Here is a 15,214-nt window from a genome sequence, read left to right on the forward strand (position 1 = left end):
GGCATCCTGGCAAGTCTGGCGGGCAAGCTGTACTTCTTGCCGTGCCGCAACGCGAAGGTCAATAACCTTTGACGCTGTAATCCACTTCGAAGTCGATACCGGTGACCCGCGATACGCCGGTTTCCAGCGCGCCATCGGCTTGCAGGCGCAGCCAGCGGTAACCCGGCGCCTCGGTGTCGACCTGGAACTCCTCGCTGCCCGGCGCGAACTGCACGCAGGTGGAGGGCGAGGCCAGCAGGCGCACGCCATTGCGCATCTGGTCGAACTCCTGGTGCACATGGCCCCAGAGCACGGCGCGCACCTGGGGGAAACGGTCCAGCACGGTGAACAGGGCGTCCGGGTTGCGCACGCCGATGGGGTCCATCCAGCGGCAGCCGATCGGGACCGGATGATGGTGGAAGCTGATCAGCACGTGCTTGTCCGACGCCTCGCTCACCGCCTGCTCCAGCAGCGCCAGCTGTTCCGGCGGAAGGTGGCCGGGAACGGCGCCACCGATGGTGGAGTCCAGCAACACCACGCGCCAGGCGGGGAAATCGATGATCGGGTCGAGCAGCCCGGTGCCGGCACAGACCTGCTCCATCACCTGGACTTCGTCGTGGTTGCCCGGGAACCAGCGGCTCTCGGCGGGGATCACCGCGCAGAGGTCGCGGAAGCGCTCGTAGGACTCGACGCTGCCATCCTGGGACAGATCCCCGGTGGCCAGCACCAGGTCGATATGCGGCTGCTCTTCCAGCACCCGCTCGATCACCCGCTGCAGGCTGTCGGCCGTGTTCATGCCCAGGAGTCGTCCGTCCTCTTCGGCAAATAGATGACTATCGGACAGCTGCACCAGCAGCACCGATGAATCAAAGGCGAGAGTGGACGCGCTCGACAAGGCGGTCTCCTTGGGCGGAATGAGATGAATTATGGTGGTTCAGGCGTGAAACGGTAAACCCGAGAAGCGGGACTGGATCACATTCGCGAGCGCCAGGAAATCGGCAGGAAGCGGATTTTCTAGAGCACGGGCTCCAGTTCGTGGCCACAGGCCAGGCAATGGCTCAGCCATTCGCCGAGGAAGACATTGAGCTGGCTCTTCTCGTCGGGCTGGTGCATGTCGGCGTTCGGATAGGGGTAGAAGCTGCGCAGCCGCCGTGCATTCTCGGCCCCGACCACCTCGGCCATGCGCGCATCGTGGTAGACGCGCACCTCCAGCTGCGGCGAGGGCAGCCAGGGCAGGCTGAGCTCCTGGCGCACCTTCAACGTGGTGGTGTACGGGCAGGCTTCGACCACGTCCAGCGCCAGCACGCCCACCAGGCGCTCGCCCTGGCTCAAGGCCACGCGGCGCGAGGACTGGACCTCGCGCATCTGCGGCAGCAATCGCATCAGCCGGGCGTAGTTCGCCTCGCAGGCCGCCTGCAGCCCGACGAGGTCCACCCGGTAGCGATCGCGCAACAGATTCACGTCCACATCCCCCGTACTTCATCCCGGTTCAGTGCCAGCCATTGCAGGGCGATGATGGCGGCGGCGTTGATGATGCGGCCGTCACGCAACGCAGCCAGCGCATCGGCGAAGGACAGCACGTGGACGCGGATGTCCTCGCCCTCCTCGGCCAGCCCGTGCACGCCACCGGCGCCGCTGCTGTCGCAACGACCGACGTACAGGTGCACGTATTCGTCCGATCCCCCTGGAGAAGGATAATAGGCGGTGATCGGCCACAGCGACGTCAGCGTCAGGTCGGCCTCCTCGACGGCCTCGCGGCGCGCCACCTCGTCCGGCTCCTCGTCCTTGTCGATCAGCCCGGCCACCAGCTCCAGCATCCAGGGATTGGCGCTCTTGTGCATGGCGCCGACGCGGAACTGCTCGATCAGCACCACCTGGTCGCGTTGCGGGTCGTAGGGCAGCACGCACACGGCATCATGGCGCACGAACAGCTCGCGGCTGAGCGTCGGCCCCATCTCCCCGGAAAACTGGCGATGACGCAGGTGCAGGCGATCCAGGCGGTAGAAGCCACGGAAGCACTCCTCGCGCTCGATGATCTCGACCGCGTCCGGCCCGGGTTTGAAGGTATCTATCATCTACGCCTCACTCGATCTGATGGTCCCGCGTTTCGCGCATCCTACTCTGGCGATTCGCCTCGCGCAGCCTCTTTGCAGATGGATTTGCGGCTGGGATCATGCGCTCCTGCGAGCGAACTCGAACCGCCACCGGCAGTCGAAGCACGCAATCCATAACGACTCCCCACCCGATGACGAATTCAATCCCGATGCACAAGAAACTGCTCCTCCTCGGCTGCGCCCTCCTGCTCGGCGCCTGCCAGGCGCTGACGCCCGGCGACAAGGGCCTGGCCGTCAAGCGCGATGCCTGGGAACACCTCAAGCCCGGCTGCCAGGGCGATAGCTGCCCGTTGGTGAACATCGACGTCATCAGTTTTCCCGACCATCCGCAGCTCAGCGAACTGGTGACCCAGCGCCTGCTGCGCATGACCGCCGACGCACCGGACGCGCCGTTGCCGGCCTCGCTGCAGTCCTACGAGAAGGACTTCCTGCAGCGCGCCGAGCCCGGCTGGGCCAGCTACCTGCAGGCCAAGGTACGCGAGCAACGTGACCAATTGACCATCATCGAACTGTCCAGCTACCTGGCCACCGGCGGCGCCCACGGCATGCCCGGGCGCGGGCTGATCAACTACGACCGCACGCAGGACAAGGTGCTGACACTGCGCGACATGCTCATCCCCGGCCAGGAAGCCGAGTTCTGGAAGCTCGCCGAGCAGGCCCACCAGCGCTGGCTGGCCGCCAACAAGCTGGACCAGGACCCGGAGTACGCAAGCACCTGGCCCTTCCAGCGCACCGAGCACATCGCCCTCGGCCGTGGCGCGCTGCTGCTCAAGTACGACGTCTACAGCATCGCGCCCTACGCCGGCGGCCACCCCGAGCTGACCATCCCCTATCCGCAGCTCAACGGGATACTGAAGCCCCAATACTTCCCCGGCCGCGGCTGAGGGACCCCAGCAGCACCTGCAACCCGCCGGCCAGCAGCAGCGCCGGCAGGGTGGCGCCCACCTCGGGCATGAAGTTCGCCAGCAGGTGGTACACCGCGACGCCACAGAACCAGGCGGCCAGCGTGTCCCAGCGCAGTGCGCGGCGCGGCGCCAGCTCCTCGCGGCGGCGGCGCAGGACGAAGTGGTCCACCAGCACCACGCCGAACAGCGGTGCGAACACCGAGCCGATCAGCAGCAGGAAGTTCTGGTACTCGGCCAGCGGCGCGAACCAGGCGATCAGCGTGCACAGGGCGCCGATGGCCAGGGCCAGGCGCTCCACCTTCACCGACACCAGGATGCCGCTGGAAACCGCCGCCGAGTGGATGTCGGCGAAGGCGTTCTCCGACTCGTCCAGCAGGATCAGCAGCAGCGGGATACCGAGCCCGGCACCGGCCAGTGCCAGCAGCAATGCGTTGACCTCACCGCTCGGCGCGAAGGCCAGGGTGTAGGCGACGCCCAGGCTCATCAGCCAGAAATTGCCGAGGAAGAAACCCACCGCGGTGCCGCCGAACACGCTGCGCGCACGCTTGCCGAAGCGCGAGTAGTCGGCGATCAGCGGCAGCCAGGACAGCGGCATGGCGATGGCGATGTCGAAGCCCAGGGCGAAGGGCAGCGAGCCGTCGCCGCCACGGGCCCAGATCGCGCCCAGGTCGGCCTTGTCGAACAGGTTCCAGGTCAGCCAGATGCAGGCGCCCAGCAGCAGCCAGATGCCCCACTTGCGCAGCACGCGACGCACGAAGGTGAGCGGGCCGGTCACCGCCAGCAGGGTCGCCAGCGCGCCGAAGAACAGGGTCCACAGCGCCGGCGAGGCCAGCGTGCTGCCTTCGCCCCAGGCACGGGTGGCCAGCAGGCTCGCGGCGTCACGCATGACGATGATCTCGAACGCGCCCCAGCCCACCAGTTGCAGGAGGTTGAGCAGCGCCGGCAGCACGGCGCCGCGCCGGCCCAGGGCCAGGCCGAGGGTGCCCATGGCCGAGAGGCCGGTGTCGCTGCCGATCACCGCCGCGGCGCCGAGCAGCAGCACGCCGACGGCGGTGCCGCAGGCGATGGCCGCCAGCGACCCGGCCAGGCCGAGCCCCGGTGCCAGCAGCGCACCGAGCTGCAGCACCATCAGGCCGACGCCGAGGGAGAACCAGAGGGAGAACAGGTCGCGCGCGCCGAAAACGCGCTGGCCGGCGGGAACCGGCAGGGACGGCGAGTAGCTGGGGGTGGTCACGCTAAAGGCCCTGGAGAGTGGACGAAGAAGGCCCGGCGCAGTGCGCCGGGCCCGTGGGTGCAGCCGCGAGGCCGGTCAGACCTGCTTGTAGATCACCGAGCCTTCGTCCTTGAAGCGCGCCGCCTGCTCCTGGAAGCCGGCCTCGATGGCCTGGCTCTCCTCGGAGAGGCCGTTTTCCTTGGCGTAGTCGCGCACCTCCTGGGTGATCTTCATGGAGCAGAACTTCGGCCCGCACATGGAGCAGAAGTGCGCCACCTTGGCCGAGTCCTTCGGCAGGGTCTCGTCGTGGAAGGCGCGAGCGGTGTCGGGGTCGAGGCCGAGGTTGAACTGGTCCTCCCAGCGGAATTCGAAACGCGCCTTGGACAGGGCGTTGTCGCGGATCTGCGCCCCCGGGTGGCCCTTGGCAAGGTCGGCGGCGTGGGCGGCGATCTTGTAGGTGATGATCCCGGTCTTCACGTCATCCTTGTTCGGCAGGCCCAGGTGTTCCTTGGGCGTGACGTAGCAGAGCATGGCGCAGCCGAACCAGCCGATCATGGCGGCGCCGATGCCGCTGGTGATGTGGTCGTAGCCGGGGGCGATGTCGGTGGTCAGCGGGCCCAGGGTGTAGAACGGCGCCTCGTCGCAGCACTCCAGCTGCTTGTCCATGTTCTCCTTGATCAGTTGCATGGGCACGTGGCCCGGGCCTTCGATCATGCACTGCACGTCGTGCTTCCAGGCGATCTTGGTCAGCTCGCCGAGGGTCTCCAGCTCACCGAACTGCGCAGCGTCGTTGGCGTCGGCGATGGAGCCCGGACGCAGGCCATCGCCCAGCGAGAAGCTGACGTCGTAGGCCTTCATGATTTCGCAGATTTCCTCGAAGTGGGTGTAGAGGAAGTTCTCCTGGTGATGCGCCAGGCACCACTTGGCCATGATCGAACCGCCGCGGGAGACGATGCCGGTGACGCGCTTGGCGGTCAGCGGCACGTAGCGCAGCAGTACGCCGGCGTGGATGGTGAAGTAGTCGACGCCCTGCTCGGCCTGCTCGATCAGCGTGTCGCGGAAAAGCTCCCAGGTCAGGTTCTCGGCGATGCCGCCGACCTTCTCCAGCGCCTGGTAGATCGGCACGGTGCCGATGGGCACCGGCGAGTTGCGGATTATCCACTCGCGGGTCTCGTGGATGTGCTTGCCGGTGGACAGGTCCATCACCGTGTCCGAGCCCCAGCGGATGCCCCAGGTCAGCTTGGCCACCTCTTCCTCGATGGAGGAGCCCAGGGCCGAGTTGCCGATGTTGCCGTTGATCTTCACCAGGAAGTTGCGGCCGATGATCATCGGCTCCAGCTCGGTGTGGTTGATGTTGGCGGGGATGATGGCGCGGCCGCGGGCGATCTCGTCACGCACGAACTCGGGGGTGATCACCGCGGGGATGCTGGCGCCGAAGCTGTGCCCGGCGTGCTGCTCCTTGAGCAGGCCGGCGGCGCGCGCCTCGGCCAGCTTCATGTTCTCGCGGATGGCGACGAACTCCATCTCCGGGGTGATGATCCCCTGGCGGGCGTAGTGCATCTGGCTGACGTTGCGCCCGGGCTTGGCCCGGCGCGGGTTGCGCACGTGGGCGAAGCGCATGGCGGTCAGCTCGGGGTTGGCCAGGCGCTCCTGGCCGAAACTGGAGGACAGGCCGGCGAGCAGCTCGGTGTCGCCGCGGTCCTCGATCCACTGCGAGCGGATGTCGGCCAGGCCCTTGCGCACGTCGATGGTGACGCTCGGGTCGGTGTAGGGGCCGGAGGTGTCGTAGACCATCACCGGCGCGTTGATCTCGCCGCCGAAGGCGGTGGGGGTCACGTCCAGGCTGATCTCGCGCATCGGCACGCGGATGTCCGGGCGCGAGCCCTGCACGTAGACCTTCTGGGAACGGGGGAAAGGCTGGATGGATTGCTGATCGACCTGGGCGCTTTCGCTCAGGTTCGCTTGTTGTTTTGCAGTCATCGGCTAGCTCCTGGGTGATGTCGGAGCGAACCTGAGGGGCAGAGTGCACCGGGACCGGTGCCGAGAGGAGCCTCCCAGGAATGCCGCAAGGCGCGGGAGGCGCATCTTGTTCCCTACGCAGGCCTTAACCTGATCAGGTTCAACGGGATCCGGAACTTTCCGATCTCAGCCTCCGATTCGAGGCACCCCGACAAGAACGCGGCCAGTCTAAACAAGCCCCTTCCACAAAACCAACCCCAAGGTCAGAAATAAATGACCAGCCCGTCCGAAACCGACGCCCGGACCGCGTCATGCATTCATTGTTCCCGGCAAGCAACATAACGTGTTGCAAACTACACTGACCCCGCCATGGGCCCGTCTTGACCGCGTATCACGGCAGCCGTAGCCTTGCCCGACTTCACTGAATCTAGGATTGATCATGCTGCGCAGACTCTCACTGGCTGTTGCCGTGGCCTCCGCTTTCGCGGGTAGTGCCTGGGCAGCAGAGGCCCCGCTGTCAGCCAAGACGGATCTCGTGACCGTCTACAAGGACGCCGTAGACAACAACGCCGATCTCGCCGCCGCGCGCGCCAACTTCGAGGCCGTGCGCGAGGCCGTGCCCCAGGCCCGTTCCGGCCTGCTGCCGCAGATCAACGGCGGCGCCACCGCCAACGACACCCGCACCAAGCTCGACGAGCCGTCGGCCACCAGCTCCCGCAGCGGCATCGCCTACCAGGCCAGCCTGAGCCAGCCGATCTTCCGCGCCGACCGCTGGTTCCAGCTGCAGGCTGCCGAGGCCAGCACCGAGCAGGCCTCCCTGGAATTCTCCGCGACCCAGCAGAACCTGATCCTGCAGACCGCCGAAGGCTATTTCGCGGTACTCCGTGCCCAGGACAACCTGGCCTCCACCAAGGCCGAGGAAGCGGCATTCAAGCGCCAGCTCGACCAGGCCAACGAGCGCTTCGATGTCGGTCTCTCCGACAAGACCGATGTGCTGGAAGCCCAGGCCGGCTTCGACACCGCCCGCGCCAACCGCATCATCGCCGAGCGCAACGTTGATGACGCCTTCCAGGCACTGATCACCCTGACCAACCGCGAATACACCTCCATCGAAGGCATCCAGCACACCCTGCCGGTGGTCGTGCCCGCGCCGAACGACGCCAAGGCCTGGGTCGACACCGCCGCCCAGCAGAACCTCAACCTGCAGGCCAGCAACTACGCCGTCGACGCCGCCGAAGAAACCCTGCGCCAGCGCAAGGCCGGCCACGCGCCGACGCTGGACGCCGTCGCCCAGTACCAGAAGGGCGACAACGATAGCCTCGGCTTCAGCAATACCGGCGCAAGCCCCGTACGCTACGGTAGCGACGTCGAGCAGCGCACCATCGGCCTGCAGCTCAACATCCCGATCTACAGCGGCGGCCTGACCAGCTCCCAGGTGCGCGAGTCCTACCAGCGCCTCAACCAGACCGAGCAGCAGCGTGAAAGCCTGCGTCGCCAGGTGGTGCAGAACACCCGCAACTACCACCGTGCGGTGAACACCGACGTGGAGCAGGTGAAGGCTCGCAAGCAGTCGATCATCTCCAACCAGAGCGCCCTGGAAGCCACCGAGATCGGCTACCAGGTCGGTACCCGCAACATCGTCGACGTGCTCGATGCCCAGCGCCAGCTGTACAGCTCGGTGCGCGACTACAACAACGCGCGCTACGACTACATCCTCGACAACCTGCGCCTGAAGCAGGCGGCCGGCACCCTGAGCCCGTCGGACCTGGAAGCCCTCGCCAGCTTCCTCAAGTCCGACTACGACCCGGACAAGGACTTCCTGCCCCCGGACCTGGCCAAGGCCGCGGAAGCCAGCCTGAAGAACAAGAGCAACTACTGAGTCGTGCTCGCGACATGAAAAAGCCCGGCTCTTGCCGGGCTTTTTCATGCCTTTACAGGCGCATGCAGGGCGGGTGAAACCCGCCGAATGACGACGGAACGAGGGCACTGCGGGTTGCACTCGACCTACGGCTCACACGTGCAGCATGCATTCAGTCCCGATAATCCGGCGCCACGCGCTGCAACAACCTCAATAGCGCCTGCCAGGCCAGGTCCATCGCATCCGGGTCGGTCAGTTCACCCTCCGCCACCGGCCGTGCGGGCTCGTTGAACTGGCGCTGGGTGTGCTCGCAGACCTCGTGGGGCGGCAGCAGCAGTTCGCCACCGGCCTGGGCCGCCACCTGGATGTCGCAGGCCTTCTCCAGGTAGTACATGCGCAGGAAGGCCTGGGCCGGCGTCTCGCCGACCGTGAGCAGGCCGTGGTTGCGCAGGATCATCACCGGCTTGTCGCCCAGGTCCGCCACCAGGCGCTTCTGTTCGTCGAGGTTGAGCGCCACGCCCTCGTAGTCGTGGTAGGCGACGCGGCCGTAGAACTCCATGGATATCTGGTTCACCGGCAACAGCCCGGCCGGTTGTGCGGCCACCGCGCAACCGGCGCGGGTGTGGGTGTGCAGCACGCACCAGGCATCCTCGCGGGCGGCATGGATGGCACTGTGTATGACGAATCCCGCCGGGTTGACCTTGTAGCGGGTGGGCTCCACCGGCCGCCCCAGCAGGTCGATCTTCACCAGGTCGCTGGCGCGGATCTCGTCGAACATCAGCCCATAGGGATTGATCAGGAAATGGTGCTCCGGCCCCGGCAACCGCGCCGAGATGTGGGTGAAGATCAGGTCGGTCATGCGGAAATGGGCGATGAGCCTGTAGCAGGCTGCCAGCTCCTGGCGCAGGGCGCGCTCCTCTGGGGTGCAGGACGAAGGCGGAAGCGGGGCGTGCAGGGGCGTCATGGCGATCTCCGTGGGAACTGGCGCAGGTTCGGCCGCCAGCGATGGCGGCCGCGGGAATGCAGGCAAGTATCGCGCCGACCTAGCGCACCGCCCAGGCATTGAAACGCTCTTCGAGTTCCTCGCCGTGATCGACCCAGAACTCCACATCCATCGGCAGGCTCGCCGCCAGGGCCTGCGGGGTCGCCGGTATCCAGCGGGCCTGCTCCGCGTCCAGCGCGGCGGCGGCATCCCGGTTGGTCGGCCCGTAGGGAATGCGCTGGATGTACGCCAGCTGGGGCTCCTTGCGATTGGCGAAGGCGATCAGTCGCTCGGCCCGCTGCGCATGCCGGGAGCCCTTGATGATCGCCCAGTAGTCCATGCCGTAGAGGCTGCCCGGCAGGACCAGATCGAGGTTGCGTCCTGCCCGGTGAGCCGCCGCCACGCGTCCCGAGTAGGACGAGGTCATCACCACATCACCCGCTGCCAGCCACTGGGCGGGCTGGGCGCCGGCCTCCCACCACTGGATCTGCGACTTGATCTGGTCGAGCTTGGCGAAGGCCCGGTCGACGCCACCCGGGCTGGCCAGCACCTTGTAGACCTCCCCCACCGGCACGCCGTCGGCCAGCAGGGCGAACTCCAGGTTGTAGACCGCACGCTTGCGCAGCCCGCGCTTGCCGGGGAATTTCTCAAGGTCCCAGAAATCGGCCCAGGAGGTCGGTGGGGATTGCAGCCGGTCGGCGTCATAGGCCAGGGCGACACCCCACACCAGCGCGGCGGAACCACACTCCTGGGCGGCATCGTCGACCAGCCGGTCGCGCCCGCCGATACGCTGCCAGTCCAGGCGCTCGAACAGACCGCTCTCACAGCCCCGCACCAGGTCAGGCCCTTCGATCTGCACCAGGTCCCAGTCGACGTGGCCGGTATCGGCCATCACGCGGATGCGCGCCATCTCGCCGTTGTATTCGCTCTGGATGATCGGCTTGCCGTCCTCGGCCGCGAAGGGTTTGAAGAAAGCCTCGTCCTGGGCCTTCTGGCCATCACCGCCATAGCCGACCACCACCATGTCGGGGGCACCCTGAGCCACGAGGGCGGGCGCCAGCAGGGCGATGAGGAGGAAAAGGCGAGGCAGGCCGGTCGAGTGACGCGGAGAATCGTAGCGCATGGTGTTTCTCCCATTGTTCTTGTTGTACGGGGATGGCCCGTCGAGGGGCAGGGATCACGCTAGATGCGCATCAGTAAAAAAACAAGTTGATTTTTTACCATGGATAAACAAGTAATGAATTCATAAGAACTCCAGCAACCCTGCGAGGATTGCCATGCACGCCTTCCCCCACCTGTTCGAGCCCCTGCAGATCCGTGGCAAGCGCCTGAAGAACCGCATCATGTCCAGCGGGCACGACACCAGCCTGCCCACCGACAACCGGGTCAACGATGCCCTGATCGCCTACCAGCGCGCCCGCGCCGAGGGTGGCGTGGGCCTGATCGTGCTGCAGGTGGCGGGCGTTCATGACAGTGCCCGCTACACCTCGCACGTGCTGATGGCCACCGAGGACGCCTGCATCGCGGGCTATCGCGAACTGGCCGAAGCCTGCCATGCCCACGGCACCCTCGTGCTGTCGCAGCTGTTCCACCCGGGGCGCGAGATCATGGAGACCGCCAGCGGCCTGCTGGCGGTGGCCTACGCCCCTTCCGTCTCCCCGAACGAGCGCTTCCGCGTCATGCCCCGTGCGCTCGACCAGGGGATGATCGACGAGATAGTCGCAGGCTACGGCGCCGCCACCCGCCGCCTGCGCCAGGCCGGCCTGGACGGGGTGGAAGTGGTGGCCAGCCATGGCTACCTGCCCGCGCAGTTCCTCAACCCCCGGGTCAACCGCCGCGAGGACGGCTACAACGGCGACCTCGAGGCACGCCTGCGCTTTCTTCGCGAGATCCTCGCGGCAGTGCGCCTGGCCGGGGGCGAGGACTTCATCGTCGGCCTGCGCATCTCCGCCGACGAGCGCGACCCCCAGGGCCTCGGCGAAGACGAGACACTGCAGGCAGTGCTCGCCCTGGAGCCCGAACTGGACTACGTGCACCTGGTGGCCGGCACCTCCGCCTCCTTCGGCGGCGCCGTGCACATCGTCCCGCCCATGGCGGTGGAGCCGGCCTACCTGGCACCGACCGCCGGCGGGTTCAAGGCGCGCCTGGGCATCCCGCTGTTCGTCACCGGGCGCATCAACCAGCCCCAGGAGGCGGAGCGGATCATCGCCAGCGGCCAGGCCGACGTCTGCGGCATGACCCGGGCACTGATCTGCGACCCACTGATGCCGGAGAAGAGCGCCAGCGGCCGGGTCGACGACGTGCGCGCCTGCATCGCCTGCAACCAGGCCTGCATCGGCCACTTCCACAAGGGCTACCCCATCTCCTGCATCCAGCACCCGGAAACGGGGCGCGAGCTGCGCTACGGCCAGCCAACCATCACCAGCCGGGCACAGCGGATCATGGTGGTCGGCGGCGGCCCGGCGGGCATGAAGGCCGCTGCAGTCGCCGCGCAACGGGGCCATCAGGTGACCCTCTACGAAGCGAGCGCGCAGCTCGGCGGCCAGGTGCTGCTGGCGCAACTGCTGCCCCGGCGCAGCGAGTTCGGCGGCGCGGCCACCAACCTGCAGCGGGAGATGGAGCTGGCGGGCGTGAAGGTGGTGCGCAACACCCGCGTCGACCGCGCGCTCGTGGAGCGCGAGCGGCCGGACCAGGTGATCATCGCCACCGGCGCACGGCCCTACTGGCCGGATATCGAGCGCGGCGGTGAACTGCAGGTGGTGGATGCCTGGCAGGTGCTGAAAGGTGAGGTGCAGGTCGGCCGCTCGGTGCTGGTGGCCGACTGGCGTTGCGACTGGATCGGCCCCGGCATCGCCGAGCGACTGACCCGCCTGGGCCACTCGGTGAGGCTGGCGGTGAATGGCACCCATTGCGGCGAAAGCCTGCCGCTCTACGTGCGCGACCAGATGGCCGGGGAACTGCACCGCCTCGGTATTCCGATCACCCCCTACGCGCGCCTCTACGGCCACGACGACAGCACGGTGTACATGCTGCACGCGGCCAGCGGCGAGCCGCTGCTGTTCGAGGATGTCGACACCCTGGTGCTGTGCCAGGGCCACCAGCCGCTGGACGAGCTGGGCGCGACGCTTGAAGGCCTGGTGCCCTTCCAGCGCATCGGCGACTGCCTGGCCGCGCGCACGGTGGAAGAGGCGATATTCGAGGGGCTGCAGGCGGCCTGGGAAATCTAGGGCGCGAGGGGGCACGCCGCTGCTTTACAATGCCGCGTTCGCGCGGGGCCAGCCCTCCGCCCAGCCCCAAGGACCGGAGGGATCATGAGCCCCAGCCTGCCGCCGCCCGGCACCGCCAATGCGCCCGAGAGCCAGTTCCTCGGCACGCGCATCCGCGCCTTGCGCAAACGTCGCGACATGACCCTCGCCGAGCTGGCCGAACAGAGTTCGCTGACCGCCGGCTACATCAGCCAGCTGGAACGCAACCTGGCCTACCCTTCGATCCCCGCGCTGTTCAACATCGCCCGCAGCCTGGGCGTCACCATCCAGTGGTTCTTCGCCAGCGAAGCGCCCACGGCAGAAGCGGACAAGGGCTACGTGGTGCGCAAGAACAGCCGCATGAGCGTGCACTACGACGACGGCATCATCGACGAGCTGCTCAGCCCGCAGCCGAGTCGCTCGCTGGAGATCCTCCATTCAAGATTCCCTCCCGGCACCTACAGCGAAGAGAGCTACAGCCACGAAGGCGAGGAAGCCGGCTACGTCCTCAGTGGCGAATTCGAGCTCTGGGTCGGTGAGCGGCATTTCCGGCTGGCCGAAGGCGACAGCTTCTCCTTCTCCAGCCAGGAACCCCACCGCTACGGCAACCCTGGCGACAGGGACACGCTGATCATCTGGATCATCACCCCGCCCACGTTCTGACCCCCTCCGGGCGATCGCCAGAGCCCCGAGTCACCCCAGCTCGCGCGCGAGCCCGGCGAGCAACCGCTCCAGGGCTCCCTGGTTGGCCTCGAGCACGGCGAGCCCGGCATCGCGCATGCGGGCGGCAGTGGCGCTGTCGTGCCAGAGGCCGGCGACGGCGCTGCGCAACGCGCAGGCGTCGGCCACTTCGACCAGCGCACCGTTGTCGCGCAACTGCGCGGCGATATCGAGGAAGTTGAACAGGTGCGGGCCGCTGAGCACCGGCTTGCCCAGCGCGGCCGGTTCCAGCAGGTTGTGCCCACCGTTGGGCACCAGGCTGCCGCCGACGAAGGCGATGTCGGCCAGGGCGAAGAGGAACAGCAGCTCGCCCATGGTGTCCCCCACCAGCACCGAGTCGCTGGCCGTCACCGCCTCGCCGCTGGAGCGGCGCACGGCGGCGAAGCCCTCGCGGCGGCACAGCTCGAACACTGGGCTGAAGCGCTCCGGATGGCGCGGCACCAGGATCAGCAACGCGTCGGGGCGCTCGGCCAGCAACTGGCGGTGAGCCGCGAGGACGATCTCGTCTTCGCCCGCGTGGGTGCTGGCGGCGATCCAGACCGGGCGCTGCATCGCGCCCCACTGCTCACGCAGGGCGGCAGCACGGACGGGCAGCTCCGGGTCGATGCGCAGGTCGAACTTGATCGAGCCGGTCACCGTCACCGCCTCGGGGCGGGCGCCCAGGTTGCGGAAGCGCTCGGCCTCGGCCTCGGTCTGCACGGCCAGCCAGCTCAGCTCGGCAAGCATGGGCGCGGTCAGCTTGTGGAAGCGCGCGTAACCCCGTGCCGAACGCTCGGACAGCCGCGCATTGGCCAGCACCACCGGCACGCCGCGCACGTGGCACTGGTGGATGTGGTTGGGCCACAGCTCGGTTTCCATGATCACCGCGAGCTTCGGTTTCAGCAGGCGCTGGAAGCGCGCTGCCGCCCAGGGCAGGTCATAGGGCAGGTAGCAGTGCTGCACCTGGTCGCCGAACATCGCGCGTATGCGTTCGGACCCAGTGGGCGTCATGCAGGTGACGGTGATCGGCAGCATCGGGTGGCGCTCGCGCAGGGCACGGATCATCGGCGCGGCGGCGATGCTCTCGCCCACGGATACGGCATGCACCCAGATGCCGCCCGGCCGCAGCGGCGGCAAGCCGAAGGCGAAGCGCTCGGCGATGCGCCGTGCATAGGCCGGAGCGCGCCAGGCGCGCCAGGCCAGGCGCAGGGCGATGAGGGGCAGGCCGAGGTGGAACAGCAAGGTATAGAGGGTGCGATTCATGGGCGCGGAGCTTATCAGAGCGACGGCCCGGGATCAGCCGATCGCCTTGAGGTGCTCGGCGAAGCAGTCGGCCAGCCACAGCGCCGCCGGGCCCAGCGCCTCGTCGCGGCGGCAGACCAGCTCCACCACCAAGGGCGGCGGCGTCCAGTCGCTGCTCAGCTCCACCAGTTGGTTCTGGTAGGTCGGGTACTGCACTACATGGCGCGGCAACCAGGCCCAGCCCAGGTTGCGCATCAGCAGCTCGGCCATGGTGTAGAAACTGTCGGTGCGCCAGATCGAGGGGCTGATCTGCTCGCCGCCGGGGTAGCGGCTGTCCTGCGGCGCCATCAGCAACTGGCGGTGGCGGGCCAGCTCGCGACGGTCGACATGCGCCACACCCGACAGGGGATGGCCTACGCCGCAGACGGTGACCATCTCGATGGTGCCCAGGCGCTGGCGCTCCAGCGCCTCGGGCATCTGCTCGTGGTGGAACAGCAGGCCCAGGTCGGCGCGGCGCTCCAGCAGCTTGCGCGCCACGTCACCCTGGGCGCCGCTGGCCAGTTGCACTTCCAGCAGGGGGAACGCCTTGGCCAAGGCCTCCAGGCTGTCGAGCACCGGCTGGTAGGGCATGGCCTCGTCCTGGGCCAGGCGCAGGCGCACCTCTTCACCCCGCACCAGCCCGAGCGCGCGCCCCTCCAGGCGCTGGCACTGGCGCAACACCTCGCGGGCCTCCTCCAGAAGGGTGCCGCCGGCTGCGGTCAGGCGCGGCTGGCGGCCGCTGCTGCGCTCGAAAAGCGTCACCCCGAGATCGGCCTCCAGCATGGCGATGGAACTGCTGACCGCCGACTGCGCCCGGTTGAGCCGACGTGCCGCCGAGGAGAACGACTGGCCTTCGGCGACGCTGACGAATAGGCGGATCTGCTCAAGGTTCCACTGCATGACCTATCTCCGCTACAGATGGGTAATCACTTTATCCCATCATTGCGACGGCTAGAATCGGCAGCCGGAAAACCCAGGA

The 15,214-nt window shown here is 67.6% G+C and carries 13 protein-coding genes and 1 riboswitch; of the genes, 4 read left to right on the top strand and 9 right to left on the bottom strand.

Translation table 11 applies throughout. From position 1 onward, the window contains the following. Positions 1-58: 58 nt before the first annotated feature. From cpdA to PHLH3_RS27380, 3 genes are all read right to left on the bottom strand, one after another. Positions 59-874 carry a 3',5'-cyclic-AMP phosphodiesterase gene (cpdA, locus tag PHLH3_RS27370; protein ID WP_213626605.1) on the bottom strand — a complete coding sequence of 272 codons (816 nt, stop codon included), beginning with the start codon at positions 872-874 and terminating at the stop codon, positions 59-61. Between the two features lie 119 nt (positions 875-993). Continuing rightward, positions 994-1,446, bottom strand: a complete 453-nt coding sequence (locus tag PHLH3_RS27375) for a DUF1249 domain-containing protein (protein WP_173171337.1) — start codon at positions 1,444-1,446, stop codon at positions 994-996. Next, positions 1,437-2,054 carry an NUDIX domain-containing protein gene (locus PHLH3_RS27380; RefSeq protein WP_213626607.1) on the bottom strand — a complete coding sequence of 206 codons (618 nt, stop codon included), beginning with the start codon at positions 2,052-2,054 and terminating at the stop codon, positions 1,437-1,439. Before PHLH3_RS27380 ends, PHLH3_RS27375 begins: the two co-directional genes overlap by 10 nt. A gap of 188 nt (positions 2,055-2,242) precedes the next feature. On the opposite strand from PHLH3_RS27380, the gene PHLH3_RS27385 reads away from it, so the two are divergent. Then, a complete protein-coding gene (locus PHLH3_RS27385) occupies positions 2,243-2,977 on the top strand; it encodes an RsiV family protein (protein ID WP_228723504.1) in 735 nt (244 codons plus the stop codon). Here the strand turns inward: PHLH3_RS27385 and cytX are convergent. Beyond that, entirely contained in the window at positions 2,934-4,232 is a 1,299-nt protein-coding gene (gene cytX, locus PHLH3_RS27390; RefSeq protein ID WP_213626609.1) for a putative hydroxymethylpyrimidine transporter CytX, read from the bottom strand. The two genes, PHLH3_RS27385 and cytX, sit on opposite strands and share 44 nt — an antisense overlap. A gap of 75 nt (positions 4,233-4,307) precedes the next feature. Further along, a complete protein-coding gene (thiC, locus tag PHLH3_RS27395) occupies positions 4,308-6,191 on the bottom strand; it encodes a phosphomethylpyrimidine synthase ThiC (RefSeq protein ID WP_173171331.1) in 1,884 nt (627 codons plus the stop codon). Positions 6,192-6,284: 93 nt separating this feature from the next. After that, a riboswitch (TPP riboswitch) is annotated at positions 6,285-6,391 on the bottom strand. 218 nt (positions 6,392-6,609) lie between these two features. On the opposite strand from thiC, the gene PHLH3_RS27400 reads away from it, so the two are divergent. Further along, the gene (locus PHLH3_RS27400) at positions 6,610-8,049 is read left to right on the top strand and encodes a TolC family outer membrane protein (protein ID WP_213626611.1); all 1,440 of its coding nucleotides are present in this window, start codon (positions 6,610-6,612) and stop codon (positions 8,047-8,049) included. Positions 8,050-8,200: 151 nt separating this feature from the next. Here PHLH3_RS27400 and PHLH3_RS27405 read toward each other — a convergent pair whose 3' ends face one another. Then, positions 8,201-8,992 carry a class II aldolase/adducin family protein gene (locus PHLH3_RS27405; protein WP_213626613.1) on the bottom strand — a complete coding sequence of 264 codons (792 nt, stop codon included), beginning with the start codon at positions 8,990-8,992 and terminating at the stop codon, positions 8,201-8,203. Positions 8,993-9,071: 79 nt separating this feature from the next. Further along, positions 9,072-10,133, bottom strand: coding sequence for an ABC transporter substrate-binding protein (locus tag PHLH3_RS27410; RefSeq protein WP_213626615.1), 1,062 nt, complete (start codon positions 10,131-10,133; stop codon positions 9,072-9,074). 154 nt (positions 10,134-10,287) lie between these two features. Here PHLH3_RS27410 and PHLH3_RS27415 point away from each other — a divergent pair, with 154 nt between their 5' ends. Together PHLH3_RS27415 and PHLH3_RS27420 are read left to right on the top strand one after the other, a co-directional pair. Continuing rightward, positions 10,288-12,237, top strand: a complete 1,950-nt coding sequence (locus tag PHLH3_RS27415) for an FAD-dependent oxidoreductase (protein WP_213626617.1) — start codon at positions 10,288-10,290, stop codon at positions 12,235-12,237. Positions 12,238-12,321: 84 nt separating this feature from the next. After that, the gene (locus tag PHLH3_RS27420) at positions 12,322-12,918 is read left to right on the top strand and encodes a cupin domain-containing protein (RefSeq protein ID WP_173171319.1); all 597 of its coding nucleotides are present in this window, start codon (positions 12,322-12,324) and stop codon (positions 12,916-12,918) included. Between the two features lie 30 nt (positions 12,919-12,948). On the opposite strand, the gene waaA is transcribed toward PHLH3_RS27420, so the two are convergent. Continuing rightward, on the bottom strand, positions 12,949-14,217 hold the full coding sequence (gene waaA, locus PHLH3_RS27425; protein ID WP_213626619.1) for a lipid IV(A) 3-deoxy-D-manno-octulosonic acid transferase: 1,269 nt from the start codon (positions 14,215-14,217) through the stop codon (positions 12,949-12,951). A gap of 33 nt (positions 14,218-14,250) precedes the next feature. Beyond that, on the bottom strand, positions 14,251-15,135 hold the full coding sequence (locus tag PHLH3_RS27430) for a LysR family transcriptional regulator (RefSeq protein ID WP_213626621.1): 885 nt from the start codon (positions 15,133-15,135) through the stop codon (positions 14,251-14,253). Positions 15,136-15,214: the final 79 nt, after the last annotated feature.

Origin of the sequence: Pseudomonas sp. Pc102, from assembly GCF_018408275.1 — a bacterium.
GTDB lineage: Bacteria > Pseudomonadota > Gammaproteobacteria > Pseudomonadales > Pseudomonadaceae > Metapseudomonas > Metapseudomonas tohonis.

Excerpts from the sequence above, each read along its gene's own strand:
- PHLH3_RS27380 (WP_213626607.1), bottom strand. The coding sequence starts at position 2,054 with ATGATAGATACCTTCAAACCCGGGCCGGACGCGGTCGAGATCATCGAG.
- PHLH3_RS27385 (WP_228723504.1), top strand. The coding sequence starts at position 2,243 with ATGCACAAGAAACTGCTCCTCCTCGGCTGCGCCCTCCTGCTCGGCGCC.
- thiC (WP_173171331.1), bottom strand. The coding sequence starts at position 6,191 with ATGACTGCAAAACAACAAGCGAACCTGAGCGAAAGCGCCCAGGTCGAT.
- PHLH3_RS27400 (WP_213626611.1), top strand. The coding sequence starts at position 6,610 with ATGCTGCGCAGACTCTCACTGGCTGTTGCCGTGGCCTCCGCTTTCGCG.
- PHLH3_RS27405 (WP_213626613.1), bottom strand. The coding sequence starts at position 8,992 with ATGACGCCCCTGCACGCCCCGCTTCCGCCTTCGTCCTGCACCCCAGAG.
- PHLH3_RS27410 (WP_213626615.1), bottom strand. The coding sequence starts at position 10,133 with ATGCGCTACGATTCTCCGCGTCACTCGACCGGCCTGCCTCGCCTTTTC.
- PHLH3_RS27415 (WP_213626617.1), top strand. The coding sequence starts at position 10,288 with ATGCACGCCTTCCCCCACCTGTTCGAGCCCCTGCAGATCCGTGGCAAG.
- PHLH3_RS27420 (WP_173171319.1), top strand. The coding sequence starts at position 12,322 with ATGAGCCCCAGCCTGCCGCCGCCCGGCACCGCCAATGCGCCCGAGAGC.
- waaA (WP_213626619.1), bottom strand. The coding sequence starts at position 14,217 with ATGAATCGCACCCTCTATACCTTGCTGTTCCACCTCGGCCTGCCCCTC.
- PHLH3_RS27430 (WP_213626621.1), bottom strand. The coding sequence starts at position 15,135 with ATGCAGTGGAACCTTGAGCAGATCCGCCTATTCGTCAGCGTCGCCGAA.